The following is a 16,108-nucleotide window of genomic DNA, read 5'->3' as shown; positions in this document are numbered from 1 at the left end:
GAGTTTTTGGGCCATATATCCGTTCTAGCTATCCGATTTCTCTGACTTCGATGTTGTGAAGACCGGCGTGGAAAATAGCACTTGACATCTATTGTTTGGTTCCGGTAATTCGGTAGCAACATAATTACAGGAACCTGGCCGTTCCTCTCTCCTGTTTTCATGCGCTCGATGGCTGTCGAGTCGTCATCGGCCCGGTAATCATTCAGTTGAACGGATTTGGTATCTCGCGGGTGCGCCCAATCGCGATGCGATTGGAAGCGTTTCTGTTTTGTGCGCCATGTCTCCTGGAGTTATGGCGAGGTGGGAACTTCTGGTTGGAGCTGCAACCCACCGTCAGCGCTCTGTGAAACGAGGAGTCGCGGCGATGCACCATATTGGCAAATTGCCGTGCCTAATGCTGGCTGTTGCGGGAACGGGAGGAATTATGAAGTTTCACCGTTGTGCGCTGTTCATGCTGGCTGCGTCGTTTCTGCTCCATGCGCAAACCGTTCCCACTCCAAGCCAGAGTCCTTCCGGTGGGACTTCGCCCAAGCAGGAGGAGGCAAAGGCCCTGTTGGCGTGCGGCCAGATGATTGTTGACCAGTTCGCCCTCCTTAAGATTCCGGATACACGTGCGCCACGATTCCAGGGCAAGGTGTCCGAGGCTATTGCGCTCTGCAGGGGCGGCGCCCAGGCTCTTCAGTTTCGCGCAACACCCTGGGTTGACTGGAGCAACTATTGGGGCACCGGCGATATGACCTCTTTGCCGACGGGTTTTATTTCAAATAAGCTGCCAGCCCAACGCGGCGTTGTTGGGGCTTTGGAAGATCTTGAGCTTCAGAGAGTTGAGCTGATCAAATTCAATCTCTTTGATAATTCGGGGAGCTTCTCTGCATACGTTCAGGGTCTCAACGGAGTGCCGGGGTCCGCGATCAAGGTCTGGCCGGCGATGAGGCTGCAGCCGAACGACCCAAACTACCAAGTCGTTGGCGGCGATGGAACTCAGGTTTGCAAAGGCGACCTGATCCGCTGGCGCACAGTCAACGGAATCTGCAACGACATTCTGAATCCAGCCATGGGTTCATCGGGCATGTTATTTGCGCGCAACGTGGAGTTCGAGACATCATTCCCGGATCTGGGCCTGAATCAACTCACGCGCAATCGCCATGGGAATCGTCTTTCGCTCCTGGCGCCTGATCCACAGGTCATCAGCCGGCGATTGTTTACCAGAATCCAATCCAGTCCGGACAAGTGCCAGGCCGGTTATGGCCTTCCCAACGATTCAAAGGATGCTAACTGCGATTACCAGAAGGCGCCCTTCTTCAATGTGCTGGCGGCGTATTGGATCCAGTTCATGACGCACGACTGGTTCTCGCATCTTGAAGAAGGGCACAATGCGACGCAGTATATGAAAGTTGGATGCGAGACCAAGCTGGTGAACAATGTCGAGGTGCCACTCGCACCCGAGGATATTGCGAAACTTGGCTGTCGCCCGGACGATCTCATAGACAAGGGTTACGTAGCGCAGGATGCTGCTCCGGGTACTTTCGATTCTGGCGGGCATACTTATCTTGCGCGTGCGCCCAAGACCATGGCCAACACCAGCACGGCATGGTGGGACGCTTCACAGCTCTATGGTTTCGACGATACTTCGCGCCAGCGCGTGAAGCGCGATCCGGCCGACATGGCAAAGCTGCTCATTATCCCTGCCGCGGGACAGTCGGGTCCCGGTTATCTACCAATTTTCGGTCCGAACGATCCGATCAATCCTGAATGGACTGGACAGGAAGCGGCGGGATTTCCAGATAATTGGACGGTTGGTCTCAGTTTCCTCCACAACCTGTTCGCTCGCGAACACAACTCGTTTGTCGCCGAGTTCAGGCGTCTCGCAGCGCTGACGCCCAACGCTGACTGCGGACTTCGTGATCCCTCAGAGCCTAAAAAGGTCATTCATTATCGCGATGTAACTCCCGACGAGTTGTTCGAAATTGCCCGGTTGGTGGTGGCGGCGGAGATTGCCAAGATTCATACGACGGAATGGACTCCCCAGTTGCTCTATAACGAGCCGCTCTACCTGGGTATGAATGGCAACTGGAACGGACTACTCGGCGAGAATGGCGGTTTGCTTTCGAAGGCATTGAGCGATATCGTGGTTCGCAATTTTGGCAAGTCAAAGGATGCCGCCAAAGCTACGGAGTGGTATTCGGTTTTTGCGTCCGGACCGGGAATTTTCGGTCTGGGCAGCAAGGTCCATGGATACGACATTACGAATCCGAAATACACCAATGGAGGCGTCAATCATTTCGGATCGCCCTTCAATTTCCCCGAGGAATTCGTCTCCGTATATCGATTACATCCGCTCATACCGGATCTGCTCGAGTATCGCGACTTGAAGGCCGACCCAAACAAAATTGCCAAACGAGTTCCCGTGGTTGAAACATTTCAGGGCAAAGCAACGCCATTCATGCAGGCGATGGGGATTGAAAACTGGGGATTGACGCTGGGCCGGCAGAGGCTGGGACTGTTGACACTGCACAATTCACCTCTGTTTCTGCAGAACCTGAAATTGGGCAGGCTCGATAGCCCGACGCAGCAGATTGATGTGGTGGCGCTCGATATTATTCGCGACCGTGAACACGGGGTACCGCGTTTCAACGAATTCAGACGGCAATACGGGCTGCGCCAGATGACCAGATTCGACGACTTCATGGATCCGGGTGTTGCGCCGGGGTCACCCGCGCAGATTGAACAGCAGGACGTGGTACGGACCCTGCGAGAGCTCTATGGTCAGCACGTGTGCGACGCATCGAAGGTGATTACCGATGCACAGGTGAATGAGGATAGATCGCCGATCAACGACTGTCTTGGTTATCCCAACGGGACACTCATCGACAACATCGAAGATGTGGATACGGCGGTGGGATACCTGGCAGAATATCGGCGCCCGCATGGATTTGCTATTTCCGAGACTCAGTTTGTCGTCTTCATCCTGAATGCTTCGCGGCGTCTCTTCAGCGACCGTTTCTTCACGTCCAGCTTTCGTCCGGAGTTCTACACCACTCTCGGCGTCAACTGGGTAAACAACAACGGTCCCGGTCACGCGGTGATGGAGAAGGGAGCCCCAAACGGGCATGTACAGCCGGTTTCTCCGATGAAGCGGATCTTGCTGAGAAACATTCCGGAACTGACCAACGAATTGGGCCCGGTGATCAACGCATTCGACCCATGGGCGCGGGATCGCGGCCAATACTACAGCCTGGCATGGAAACCGCGACCGGGTGCAGAGTCCGACGATTCCTTTGCGAACCAATAAGCCAAGAGGTGAATGATGGCTAACCAGGTGGTGAACTACGACGGCAGCATTACGGCCTCTCCTCAACAACTCATTTACCCGCAGTCGGTGGATGAGATTCAGGCGATTTTGCGTGACCCTGTTACTTATCCGAGCCCCGTACGTGCCATGGGAAACTATCATTCTTTGACTCCCTGCGCTTCGTCTGGCGGCACGATCATCAACATGACCAAAATGGCCAGCGTCGTGGCGATTGACGCCGCGAACCTGACGTTTACCGCGCAGGCGGGAATGCAGATCATTGACGCAGCAAAAGCTCTGCGTTCGCAAAAGCTGCAGATGATGCTCAACATCGAGATCGGAAACATGACGCTCGGTTCGGCGGCCTGTTGCCACAGCAAAGACGCTCTCGACGGTATTCAATTCGGCCAGGTTAGCTCCTATGTCACGCAGATGAAGTGGGTGACGCCCATAGGCGACCTTGCCGAAGCCTCAGAAACAGATAATCCCGACCTGTTGCACCTGATGCGGTCGAGTTATGGCCTCTGCGGCATTGTGTACGAAGTGACTCTGCAGATAAAACCTATCGAGGCGCTTCACCTCACCTATCTGCCGATCGCGGCAGACCAGCTCACCCAGGCGCAAGTCGACAACCTTCTCGATACCTCGGAGGGGCTGATCTGCTGGACGGTAAACAGAACGGCGATCTTCCAGCAGCGCTTTCGTGTTGCTGAGCCTGGGATTCTGTCCTCGCTGCTGGCGGACGTTCGGCGCCTGCTCTGGAGTTATGGGGGAGCCCATGCGGGGCAGCTAATCGATCGATTCGTCAAAGATCCCACGCTGCGCAATGCGCTTCAGCAGGGAGATTTCGACGTCGCAAAACTCCTCTACTCCACGCTGCATCTCGGCGGGGGAATTACAATTCTGGCTCCGGACAAGATTATCGATTACCACGCGACACCGGACAACGCTAAATATGCGTTTACATTCTGGGCGTTTCCCCGCTCGCAATGGTTGACGACTTATCTTGCTTACCTGGATTTCGCCGACCAGTACTTTCAGAGCACGGGCTTTCGGTGCAACATGCCGCTAGGTTCTTATCACATTCGCCAGGATGCGAACTCGCTGCTTTCATATACGCAGGATCAGGAGATCGTCTCCATCGATCCAATTCACGCGCCCACTGACCTTGCCGCGTGGCAAGCCTTCCTCCAGGCATTCAACGGTTTCGCGGCGCAGCGCGGCGGCATCCCGTTGCTGAATCAGAGTCCTTTTGTAACGCCGGCGCAAGCCGCAGCCGCCTATGGGCCGCGCTGGCAGCAGTTTTCCGATGCGGTGCGGGCTGCGGATCCTGGTGGCCGCATGTTGAATCCTTACTTCGCTGCTCTCCTGGCCAGTGAATCGCCGAAATAACGGTCTGCCATCGAATCAGACAGAATAAGAGTGCACGCGGCCCTTTGCAATGAATGACCGCGTTAGCGGTAGCTGAATCCCTTACCCGCCATTAGGCCATCGACGCGAAAAGGCATAATGAGAAAATGCATTTTCGCGCAGCACAACCACGGTCTCATGCTTCCAAAGGCTCCGGTATTGGAAAGGGCGCTGTCGGTATCGACTTCGGCACCACCAACAGCTCTGTGGCGCTGGCCGGGCCCGACGGGCGGGTTCAACTGGCTTCGTTTTCTTTTCTCGGCGAGGCTATTCCATCCTTCCGCTCCGTGCTGTACCTGGAGCAACTGAAGACCGCCAGCGGCATGAAGCGCGCCCACGGCTACACTGGCCCGCAGGCTATTGAGCACTATCTAGGCGCCGAGGAAAAAGGCCGCCTCATCCAATCGCTCAAGTCGCACCTTTCCAGCCGCACGCTTACCGGCACGGAGGTCTTTGGCCGGCGGCATCGCGTGGAGGAGTTGGTGGCGCGCATCCTCTCTGACCTGCGCAGACATGCCGAGGAACAGTTTGGGCAAGAGATTCGCAGCGCGATGGTGGGTCGTCCGGTGCGCTTTGTGGGCGCGGACTCCGAGGAAGATGACGACTTTGCCGTAAGCCGCCTGCGCGACTCGTTTCTTGCCGCAGGATTTGAAGATGTGCAGTTCGAAATGGAGCCGCTGGGCGCGGCCTACGCATACGAGTCCACTTTGGACCATGACGAACTGATCCTCATTGGCGACTTTGGCGGCGGAACCAGCGATTTTTCTCTGCTCCGTGTGGGACCTGGGATCAACCGGCGCGGCCGTGACGCGTCCGACCTGCTGGGCAACACCGGCGTGGGGCTTGCCGGAGACGCATTCGACGCTCGCATTGTGCACAAACTGGTTTCGCCCGCGCTTGGATCTAACTCCGAGGCCCGCTCGCTCAACAAAATTCTGCCTGCCGTACCCGCGTGGATTTATGCCAACCTCGAACGCTGGCACTATCTTTCTTTTTTGCGAACGAATAACGTGCGCGAGATTCTGAAAAGCGCCTATGCGCGCGCCCTTGAGCCGGAGAAAATTGCCGCGCTCATGACTGTCATCGATGGTGACCTCGGTTATCAGCTCCACCAGGCCGTGCAGCAAGTGAAATTTGAGCTTTCGAACAGTGAGCAGACCGAGTTCCGCTTCCGTGATGCAGGCCCACACTCGTCCACCGTTGACCTGCGCATCCCGGTCACGCGCGGCGAGTTTGAGAAGTGGATCGCAGAGGACCTGGCCTCAATTGAGCACTGTGTCGACTCGCTGCTGGCCGTAAGCGGCGTTTCAGCGCAGCAGGTGGATTGCGTTTTTCTTACCGGCGGCAGTTCCTTCGTGCCCGCTGTGCGACGCATCTTCGCCAGCCGCTTTGGCTCGGACCGCATTCGCGGAGGTAACGAGTTTACTTCCGTGGCCTACGGCTTAGCCCTTCGCGCAGCCAATATTCCAGCCGGAAAATAGCTTACGCGCATCCCTTTCTGGCTCGGTGAGTCACTCGGCGATTTATTGCAAATAAGGATGCGCTAAGGCTGAAGCGGCATAGCAGTATTTCCACAGAAATGGAACGCAATCAGCTATGAAATCGTATGTACATGCGGAGAACAGATCTCCGTCGATCTTGTTCATTTGCGAACACGTTCTTTGAGATTGAACACCCACGAATTGCATCCAGTTTGAGATACGCATTTAGGCTATTCATTTCATACGACTTAACGAGCAATCTTTTGGCGCGAGAATTGCCTGATCAGAATTGCTCGAATCTCCTGTATTCAACCAGCGATAGGAATACCCATGCAGAAATTGCTTTTTGATCTTCGCTTTGTGCTGCGTCAACTGGCCAAGTCGCCGGGTTTTACGATTACAGCGGTTCTGATGCTGGCATTCGGCATTGGTGCCACGACGGCGATCTTCTCCGTTGTGGAGGCGGTGATGCTGCGGCCGCTCCCGTTTCCTGATTCCAAGCAGTTGATGGTGCTATCAGACCAGCTGGCGGGCGTGAATGTTGGTGGAAACGGCGGAGTGGGCGTTACGGTGCCGGACATCCGCGCCTACACGCGGGAGACGCATGGCTTTTCCGCGTTGGGCGGCTACCAGGGCGCTGGGTATGAGCTCTCAGGCACAGGCGAACCTGCACAGGTGAATGCGTCGCGGTTGACGGCAGGGATCTTTTCTGCGCTTGGAGTAAACCCGCTCATGGGGAGAGTTTTCACGGCAGACGAAGACGAGCACAGCCAGCAGGTTGTGGTGCTGAGCTACGCGGCGTGGGTGAGCAGATTTCATCGCGACGCGCAAATTCTGGGGACAAAGATCCTGCTCGACCGCAAGCCATATGTCGTCATTGGCGTAATGCCACGGAACTTCGAGTTCCCATTGAACCCCGGCCAGTTGAACCGCTCGGAGCTATGGGTGCCAATGAGCTTTCGAGTGGACGAGCTAACGCCCACGGCCGGAGCAAACTGGAGCTACCAGATGGTCGGGCGGCTGAAGCCGGGCGTGAGTGCCCAGCAGGCCGAGAGCGACGCGGAAACCGTGGCTCAGGAGACCATGCGTAACTATCCACCGATGATGGCGAACCTGCACATCAGCGCCGTGGTGCGGCCGCTGCAACTGAACACCACAGAGCAGGCCGGCCCGCTGCTGAGAACGCTGTTTCTCGCCGTAGCGGTGGTACTGCTGATCGCATGCGTCAACCTCGCAGGCCTCATGCTGGTGCGGGCCATCCGGCAGCAGAGAGAAGTGGCGTTGCGTCTGGCACTGGGAGCGAGCACATCCGTATTGCTGCGCCAGGCAATTCTGGAAAGTCTTGTACTCAGCGTGAGCGGCGGAGTGTTGGGATTGGCTCTGGCCGCTGTGGCGCTGCGAGTGGGTAAGAGCATGCTTCCTGAAAGCCTGCCACGCATCAGCGAGATCGGGCTGAACTGGAATGTAGTGGGATTCGCGCTGGTGGTCGGCGTAGTCACCGGCCTGGTGTGCGGGCTGGCTCCGGCGTTTGCCGCCATGCGCACCAATATGAACGCAAACCTGAAAGAAGGCGGCAGAGCCGGCTCGGAGGGCGGAGGCCACGCGCGTCTGCGGTCCACGCTGGTAGTTGCGGAGATTGCCATTGCGCTGGTGCTGCTGGCAGCGTCATTCCTGTTGCTGCGTAGTTTTGACAAGATGCGGTCAGTGGATCTCGGCTACAAACCGGACCACGTCACCACAGCTTCGTATTCGCTCCCGCAGAAGCAGTACGAGAAGCAGTCGCAGATCGATGAATTCAACCGTGAGTTACTAAGGCGTTTAAACGCGCTGCCGGGCGTTACCGCAACGGGCTTTACCAGCCTGCTGCCGTCCGAAGGCAACAATAATAATCAGACTTTTGTTGTGGAAGGGTATACGCCTCCCAAGGGCGCAGCCCTGAACCTGGCCACAACCACGCAGACCATCGGGAACTTTTTCCCGGCAATGGGAATTCCGCTATTGCGTGGGCGGTTCTTCACGGACTCTGACCGGCACGGCGCGCAACTGGTGCTCATTGTCAATCACGGACTGGCCCAGCATTTCTGGCCCGGGCAGGACTCCATCGGCAAGCATCTGCGCATCGGTACGCAGGAGATGCAGACGCCGTGGATGACAGTCGTGGGTGAAGTGGCCGACGTGAAGCTGGCGTCGCCGGACCAGCCCGCGAACATGCAGTACTACACGCCCGTGGACCAGATCGAGGACGACATCGGATCACTAGGTAATCCCGCGACTGACACCAATGGCAATGGAGGCTTCATCGTGCTCAGGTCGTCTCTGCCGCCGGAGCAGATGGAAAACTCGCTGCGCTCCGCGGTGCGGTCGATCGATCCGCTGCTGCCTCTCACGCAGGTACAGACCATGGAGCAGGCAGTATCGGTGAGCGAGGCTCCGCGGCGCTTTAACACCGTGCTGATCGGGAGCTTTGCTTTTGCGGCAGTCTTGCTGGCGGTGCTGGGCATCTACAGCGTGATCTCGTTTTCCGTGGCGTCGCGCGTGCAGGAGATGGCCATCCGGATGGCTCTTGGCTCGCAGCGCGGATCCATCGTGCGGCTGGTTCTGAGCTCAGGCGCCAAACTCGCGGTCATCGGCTGCGTCATCGGACTGGCCGGTGCAGTGGCGGCTTCAAAGTTGCTGCAGTCGCTTCTCTTCGGTATAAGCCCGTTCGACCCGCTGGCGTTGTCAGTGGCCGCAGTGGGCGTATTGCTGCTCGCCCTGGCGGCTTCGGCCCTGCCCGCTCTCAGAGCAGCGTCCATTGATCCCATGCGCGCATTGCGCGGCGAATAGCACCAAGTCGGGGGAAAGACCCGCTTTTGTTTTTGCTTCGTGCCAGGGCACGGCTTCAACCGTGACGAAAGCGGTTGAAAAATGAACAAGGCTTTAGCCCCTGAGGGGTGTTTTAAGGATGTACCGCGTGATTTGTCAGATACGGGCTTGGACCAGAAGCAACAAGCATAAGAAGGTACGGGCTTCAGCCCATGGCCAGAAACCTTCCTGCCGGATTACTGACGATAAGCCAACATATCGCTACTAATCGGTGTCGATGAGTGTATGGCGATTTTGCAACAATTGAAGATGGGGTGGTCTCGCGAGCGTTAGTTCACAGACAGGTCCTGCGGAATAGTGTGATGGCGGGGGCCTTGTTTTAGCGTATCGGGATGATTGGCATAATAAGACGAGATGGATACTTCGGATCGTGACTTACAGTCTGTTTTGCAGAGATGGTATTCATTTCTGCTGCAATCCTGTTCCCATTATTAGGATTGCGATCGAAGCGCGGGAAATTGCTGCTTGAGACCTCTAGTCGTATTCGATGTCCCTTGAAAAACACCATGCTGGTTGGCCAAAGATCAAGATGGATTTCATATACCTTCTGGGCGGCGGACTGGTCTTGTGCCTCCTGATAGGAACGCCGCAATATCCCTTCAGAGATGTTGAAGGCGGAACCGTCCTGGTGAACATCTAGCAGCTTGGCAGTGAAATCTGTACTCGGAGCGGTCGTCGAGACGTATAGGACCAGGGATATGGGTCCGGTCACCTCCAAATCCTCATTCAAGGATGGGGTTGTATACACAAGCACATCACTTCGGCCCTCAATGTCATTTTGACGCGCTATGCCAGCGGCTGGGCCAATCATGGCTCCGCCGGCCGTCGGCACCGGATGCAGAGGATCATACGCATAGGAATCAGCCGGCTCTTCGGCGGTTGGAGCCAGGGTATTCAGCGTTCCATCTCCCGTAACGCTGTTCGCTGATCTCGTGCTACCTAAAAAGTATGGAGTGTACCGGGTTCTGGCCAACGGCCATTCTTGCTCATTTCTCCACTCGTTCTTGCCCATCACAAAGATTCTGACAGGGGAACTGGCCGATGACGGCATCGTCTTCCCCGAGTTTTCATCGAACCACGGCAGACTTGCAGCTAAACTTTGCAGCCTGAAATTTGCCCCCTTTGTTCCATCTGGAAATGTAATTTCGCTCGCGTGCGTCCATGGCCCGATAATCAGACGGCTGCGCGTAGCCACGATAGGCTCCGATGATTGCCGGATATGAATAAAGTCATTCAGCTGCGTGGGGAGAAATGGATCGTACCAACCAGCCATGAGAAGGACGGGTGCTTTGAGCGACTGTACTCGATTCTGATCATCGATATCAGCCCAAAAGGCATCTCGATCGGGGTGCTCAACCCAATCCTTGAAGAAGTCTATGTTTGCACCCGTAGCACGCCGATCTGCATCGAGCAGCGGGAATCCGGTGGCCGCTCGTTCCACCGCGTCGGCTGAAGGCCAATCGGGCTGGTCCCTGACGCCATGGCTCCGTACCGCCCAGCTCAAGGCGCTATCGAGCGAGAATGCGCCGCCGGGATAGAACATATCGTGAAAATCTGTACTGGCGAAGTAAACCATAAGCGCGGACGGCCCCGGCGCAGATTGATCGGCAATCACCCATTGTGTTTGACCAAATGCTGATCCTCCCCACGTAAGAACGTGGCCATCGAACCACGACTGCTTGGCGATCCATTGCAGGGTCTCGATTCCGTCTTGTCGTTCCCCTCGCAATGGATAGAAGGTGCCTCCAGAGCCGAATCTGCCGCGCGTCCCCTGGATAACGACTGTATAGCCACGCTCCGCCCACATCTTGTCAATCATGCTGGCGAAAAGAGAGTTTTTGAAGTCTCTGGTAAGGGGAATGCGTACCAGAATTGTCGGGGTACGGGCAGCGTGTTGAGGATGATAGATGTCAGCAACAAGTGAGATGCCATCGGAAGTAAGTAGCGCGGCTCCCTTTTGTTCGCGGACCGCAAATTGGGATCGGCGAAGCCCGAGCCGATAAGCTAGAAGAGATGGGCCCGTCTGGTAAGTCGCCCAAGCGGAGATGCACAGCAGTGCTGCAACTGCTGCGGCTCCCTGAAGAAGCCGTTTGCCGATACCGGGTCTCGGTGGCCTTTGAGTGGTCCGCCAATGGTAGGTGCCGAGCACGAGGATGAATGATGAGAGTACCCAATGAAAGAAGATTGGGATGCATCCCCCTACCCAACGCTCGTGGGGGTAAAGGCTCATGCGAATGGTGTAGCGAATTACCATCACGCCAAAGTACAGAGATCCAAAGATTAGGAGACCTGTGCCCAGCAATCTGCGAGGGACAGCGAAAAAGCCATGTTCACGAAAGAAATCAAGGCAGACCTTTCCGTATAGAGCAATGATGAGAATCTGCGCAGTGAGCAACTCGGGGTAGGGTACGAGCCCCGACATCCACTCTTCCATCGGAGGCAGGAAGGAAACGTGAAGGAATGCCACCAGAAACTGACCGAGAACGCGGAGGCAGAACAGAAACAGAAGCGTTGCGAGCACCCAGAGATAACGCCGTTTCAGAGCTTCACGATTTTTAAATTGATCGACCAGCGGAGCTTCGGTCACACCGCTTCTCCAAACATGGTTTGATAGTGGCGATACCAATCACTCTGAAAGCGCCCGGATGGATCGTACTTTTTCTTGAGCTTGAGAAACTCGGCGAAGTTCGGATAGCATGCCAGCACCTGCTCTCGCCGCGCGTAGCGATGGTAGGTCAGGTAGTGAGTCCCGTTACGTTTCACCGCCATGTCGATAAGTCTGCGAAAGGCTTCTGCGGAGTGCTCGATTCCTTCCGGTGTGTGAACGGTGTGAAGATTGAAGATGGTGCAGGCGTAAGACTGTTTAGCCCAAGGCAGAAAGGTCTCATTCTCCTTCTCTATGAGCCGGATCGTTCCATAAATCAAGTCAACATTGTTCTTGCGAAAGTCATCTCGAACCTCGGCCAGGAACGAACTCAATGTGTCCCGAGGCACGTTGATCTCAGTGATGATCTCTGTGGCAGGACTCTTTGCGTGTTCCTTTTGATCGATCTCCAGATGATAGTTGACGGGGTAGATGGCCATCTGATGAGTGTCCGACCAGTAAAGCTGGCCATTCGTCGAAAGATAATAATCCGCATAACGGCGAAACGCTTGCTTCTTGTCTTCGTGCGCGAGATAGAGCATCATTCTCCAGTTCTCATCGGAGAGGCTCTTCTCGCCTGTCGGCATCGGGGTTGCCGGATCGACGGGGCGATAACAGGAAAAGACTCCCTTATGCAGAAAGTCGTCCGAGGTCGGGTCGATTGCGAATTGGAAGTCGCCGTACAGGAATCCACTATGGATGCGTTCTCGAAATGCATTCATCAAGCCGTCTACTTCTCGTACCTCTACGACTCGCTCAATTTTTTGCCTTGGCACCAGACGCAGGGTCACTGAAGAAACGACTCCGAATAGTCCATATCCGCCGATCGCCAGACGGAAAAGTTCCGGATTCTGTTGACGACTGCATTGAACGAGATTGCCGTCGGCATTGACCAGCTTGAATGACTCGATGTTACTGACGAATGGCTGCATGGAAAGACCGCGTCCGTGAGCGTTCGCTGCCAGAGTTCCACCGATGCTGATGTTATCGGCACCGGTCTGCTTCTGGGCGAGACCCCACTGCCGCGACGCACCTTGCTGCCGCTGAAGGTAAGCCCTGATAAACTCGGGCCAAAATGCTCCCGCCTGCACCTCGACCAATCCGCTTTGCGGATCAAAGCTGACGATCTGATTTAGCCCGGTCATATCGACCAGGATCATATCGGTGCCAAACTGCTGACCTCCCATGGCATGACGCCCGCCCGCTATTGACAATGGCTTCCCGGCGGCCTTCGCTGTTCGCACTGCAGCCTGGAGATCGCTGATGCTTTCAGGCTTTAGGATGCGGTTGACATGTGTGGGATTGAGTTGCGAATGAATGTCATTAACGAGCAGGGGATCGTCTACGGCCGAGAACGATAGTTGCGAACCGAGGCAGAACGCCGCCGATCCAGCAAGGAATTCGCGTCGATTGATCAATTGATAGGCTCCCTCGAGATGATAGCTTCTCGTGCTGCGAGAAAAATCATGAACAATGCGATGGCCTGTAGAAGGTGGTAAAGCGCATTGTGATTGAAGTACCGGGGATTGATCCCAAGCTTCGCCTGCTGAGCAACGGCTGCAAAAAGCATGGTGCTGACGCCCAAAAATCCTATCAGAAACCGTGGTTTCCTCTGCCTCAGGTAAGAAAGCAGAAATGCGACTCCAACGAAGACTAAGGCCGGAAGATAGTCGAGAATGGCGATCAGGAAATCACTTCGGATGAATAGGACAATAGCGGAATACGCTATGAAAACCGCCAGCGCAATTCGGTTGATTGGGATGGCTTTCGAACGTGAGAAGTGCAGAGCCGTAGCTACATGAACTCCTGCTAGAGCAGTAATCCCCATGACCACTAGGGTGAAAGGCCACAAAATTCGATATCCAAGCGAGCTTTCATCCAGGAAAAAGCCGTGAACTGTACCGCCTGCCGCTGCTGCTACGGCAATAGAGAAGAAAAATAGCATGAATACTGCTGGAAGCGAAGAGGTCCCCGTACGACTCCGTGCCATCAGACATGTGAAGCACACACACTCGACCGCCAAACCATAGTCTGTGAGGCTGACATCCATTTGGCTCATCCTACGAGAATAGCGGTGGACGGCTGAATTCTCACCCAAAGTTTTGAGCGTGTGGAGGCTTTCGGCACATGGACTGTTAAGACCTGCTTTGCTTGTCCCTCATTACTAAAGTCCATTGTCCTTTCGTACCGTCTGGCTCTTCAGATAGTTTGCGTAGAATTAAGCCCGTTTATGAAACACTCATAATCAGCAGAGAAAAGTGACGGCCCGAATCCATATGGATTCGGGCCGTCGTCGTTAAGGGAGGGGAGGGGACCCCTCCCCCACCCCCTTTCACTGGCAAAGTGAAATTCTGTAAATCTGTAGTTGCACAGTCCCCGAATGAAGATCGTATAAAGATTTCTATAAGAACTGTGCAATCGTTCGTATCTTTAAGAAATAAAATCGCTTAGAAATCTGTGCTGCACAGGATAACTCCTGCAATTGTCCAAAATCGAACAGTCTCACCAGCTCCCGCTAAGCGTTCTGATGTTGAGAAATGCCCAGTCGGTCTGCCAATCGGAAGCGGCATTCACAAAGTGCAATCTCCCTAGAATGCGACGTTAGTAAGTGACCACGTAGATTTTTGCCTCCAGTTGAATAGGACCCTTCTCCGACGAATGAAATTGAATTGTCATTGGCTTCCCAGGCAAGACACCGCTCGCATCGATTTCACCGACTGCCCAACTCAGTCCGCTCCAGATAATTTTGTTGTAATCGATTCGGACTGGAACTGCGCGGCTGCCCTGTGTGGCGGAGAATGCGAAGACCTTGCCCATGTTCTCGCCTGTGGGGGGTCCGCCGGCCCAGGTGCGGCGAGTTACTCCGTCCGGAGTCTTCTGGCAGACGATCACACGGAGAACACCTCGCGACGGCGGATCAATTGTGGCTTCAATGGTGCCGATGCCCGTGGAATGAAATTCCGCGGGCACCGGCTCGATAGAGCGGGGGATGACGACATCCTGCTGGACGCCAAATTCATACTTCGGTGAAGCGTACGCGCCATAGCCGACAACTGCCATTTGCCCTGGGCCAAGGGTGACGCGATTGCCGGAAAGAATGGGCACGAAGCCAGCATCGCGGAATTGCACGCGGCCTGTACCGAGCGGTGCCTGGTTAAAAATAATCCGGGGAAGCGTGATAGTTTCAACGCGCTGAGCCGGGTTCACTGCCACGTAAACTGCGCCGCGTGTTGTGACTCCGGAAAATCCATACGGTTCAATGTCGCCGGGGATTCCGCCGAAGCTATGGATGCGGCCTGCGCCCTGCAATTCAAAGAAGAGTGCCTGGACGCGAGCCATCCAGCTGGCGTCGTCGCCGCGAATGGACTCCAGATTGCCGTGTACTGTATTCACCCATCCGCCGTGGGCCATCATCAACAGATAGGCTCCCTTCCACTCATGCATTCCCCGGTAGTAAATGGTTCCGGTATTGCCCACCATGAAGCTGGTGGAGTCGACACGTTCGAGCGGGAATCCGAGCTGCTCGAAGCGCCTCACCATGTGATCTCCGTAAATATCCACGGAGCGCCAGAAGCTAGCTTCGGGAACGTCCGAGGGGCGCGGATCACCGGTGTACTCCATGGCGAAGTCACTCAACCATCGCTGGTCGGCGGGATCTTTAAACGGCAAAGGCGTGAAGGTATTATCGAGAACGCCGCCAAATCCGTTGAAGGCAATCAGCACGGCGTCAGGATTCTTCTTTCGGAAATTGAACAAGGCATCTCGCAGCGCCGTTGTATTGCGCTCCTTGATTTCCTCGCGAGTCAGCCGCGCAGCAGTCGCTGGCGTTGCTGCATAAAGATCGAGAAAATCGAACTTGAACATGCGGATGCCGTGGTCATACCAGAATTGCAGGACATCCATGAAGTCCGGCAGGAAGCCGCCCTCAAAGAGCGACATGGCACTGCCGTCCTTATTCAGCGAATCGCGCCACGAAGGCGCTGCCTGAATTTTTACCAGGGTATTTGTACTGAACCAGAGACCGGGCCGGACTCCGTTCTGTTGGCATTTTGCGATCCACGCATCGGGTCCATTGGGCCAACTTGGTTTGCGCCATGTGCGATAACCACCTTCGGGAGTGAACCAAAATGCATCCATCATGTAGTAGTCAAAACGCACGCCCGCACGCTTGAGGCGTAACAACTCGTCGAGTTCACGCATGGCCAGCGATTCTGTGAGCTGGATGTTGTCGGAAAGCTCGTCGTAGGACGACCAATTGTTATAGACAGAAATAGGTTCAGAGAGCATCGGAGGGATTGGCTCGTTCTGTGCCGACGAGATAAGCGGCGTTATCGCACACGTGACCAACACAGCCGCCAGCAAGCGCGTCATCGTGATGCTGTATCGATTCCTATTCATGATCGCTCCCAGGTGCGG

General features: G+C 55.5%; 8 protein-coding genes. 4 read left to right on the top strand and 4 right to left on the bottom strand.

The window, feature by feature from the left end; all coding sequences use genetic code 11:
- The first annotated feature begins 424 nt into the window (after positions 1-424).
- The 4 genes from VO84_RS07335 to VO84_RS07320 all read left to right on the top strand — a co-directional run bounded on the left by VO84_RS07335 (position 425) and on the right by VO84_RS07320 (position 9,009).
- Entirely contained in the window at positions 425-3,292 is a 2,868-nt protein-coding gene (locus VO84_RS07335; protein ID WP_231737830.1) for a peroxidase family protein, read from the top strand.
- A gap of 12 nt (positions 3,293-3,304) precedes the next feature.
- Positions 3,305-4,684 carry an FAD-binding protein gene (locus VO84_RS07330; RefSeq protein ID WP_082661812.1) on the top strand — a complete coding sequence of 460 codons (1,380 nt, stop codon included), beginning with the start codon at positions 3,305-3,307 and terminating at the stop codon, positions 4,682-4,684.
- A 125-nt stretch (positions 4,685-4,809) separates the two neighbouring features.
- On the top strand, positions 4,810-6,183 hold the full coding sequence (locus VO84_RS07325; RefSeq protein ID WP_082661811.1) for an Hsp70 family protein: 1,374 nt from the start codon (positions 4,810-4,812) through the stop codon (positions 6,181-6,183).
- A gap of 330 nt (positions 6,184-6,513) precedes the next feature.
- Complete coding sequence (locus VO84_RS07320) at positions 6,514-9,009, top strand: ABC transporter permease (protein ID WP_058186914.1); 2,496 nt, start codon at positions 6,514-6,516, stop codon at positions 9,007-9,009.
- Positions 9,010-9,367: 358 nt separating this feature from the next.
- On the opposite strand, the gene VO84_RS07315 is transcribed toward VO84_RS07320, so the two are convergent.
- The 4 genes from VO84_RS07315 to VO84_RS07300 form a co-directional block, all read right to left on the bottom strand.
- Positions 9,368-11,635, bottom strand: coding sequence for a CocE/NonD family hydrolase (locus tag VO84_RS07315; RefSeq protein WP_058186912.1), 2,268 nt, complete (start codon positions 11,633-11,635; stop codon positions 9,368-9,370).
- Positions 11,632-13,110, bottom strand: coding sequence for an FAD-binding oxidoreductase (locus VO84_RS07310; protein WP_058186910.1), 1,479 nt, complete (start codon positions 13,108-13,110; stop codon positions 11,632-11,634). Before VO84_RS07310 ends, VO84_RS07315 begins: the two co-directional genes overlap by 4 nt.
- Positions 13,107-13,751 carry a DUF6962 family protein gene (locus VO84_RS22470; protein WP_058186908.1) on the bottom strand — a complete coding sequence of 215 codons (645 nt, stop codon included), beginning with the start codon at positions 13,749-13,751 and terminating at the stop codon, positions 13,107-13,109. The genes VO84_RS07310 and VO84_RS22470 overlap by 4 nt, the downstream gene beginning before the upstream one ends.
- 542 nt (positions 13,752-14,293) lie before the next feature.
- Positions 14,294-16,090, bottom strand: coding sequence for an alpha-amylase family protein (locus VO84_RS07300; RefSeq protein ID WP_157439781.1), 1,797 nt, complete (start codon positions 16,088-16,090; stop codon positions 14,294-14,296).
- Positions 16,091-16,108: the final 18 nt, after the last annotated feature.

The organism is Occallatibacter gabretensis, from assembly GCF_001449115.1.
Classification (GTDB): Bacteria; Acidobacteriota; Terriglobia; order Terriglobales; family Acidobacteriaceae; genus Telmatobacter; species Telmatobacter gabretensis.
Note: the sequence above shows the minus strand (reverse complement) of the source record. Positions and strands in the feature narration are given on the sequence as shown.

Coding starts and splice junctions, on each gene's coding strand:
- VO84_RS07335 (WP_231737830.1), top strand. CDS start 425: ATGAAGTTTCACCGTTGTGCGCTGTTCATGCTGGCTGCGTCGTTTCTG.
- VO84_RS07330 (WP_082661812.1), top strand. CDS start 3,305: ATGATGGCTAACCAGGTGGTGAACTACGACGGCAGCATTACGGCCTCT.
- VO84_RS07325 (WP_082661811.1), top strand. CDS start 4,810: ATGCATTTTCGCGCAGCACAACCACGGTCTCATGCTTCCAAAGGCTCC.
- VO84_RS07320 (WP_058186914.1), top strand. CDS start 6,514: ATGCAGAAATTGCTTTTTGATCTTCGCTTTGTGCTGCGTCAACTGGCC.
- VO84_RS22470 (WP_058186908.1), bottom strand. CDS start 13,751: ATGAGCCAAATGGATGTCAGCCTCACAGACTATGGTTTGGCGGTCGAG.
- VO84_RS07300 (WP_157439781.1), bottom strand. CDS start 16,090: ATGAATAGGAATCGATACAGCATCACGATGACGCGCTTGCTGGCGGCT.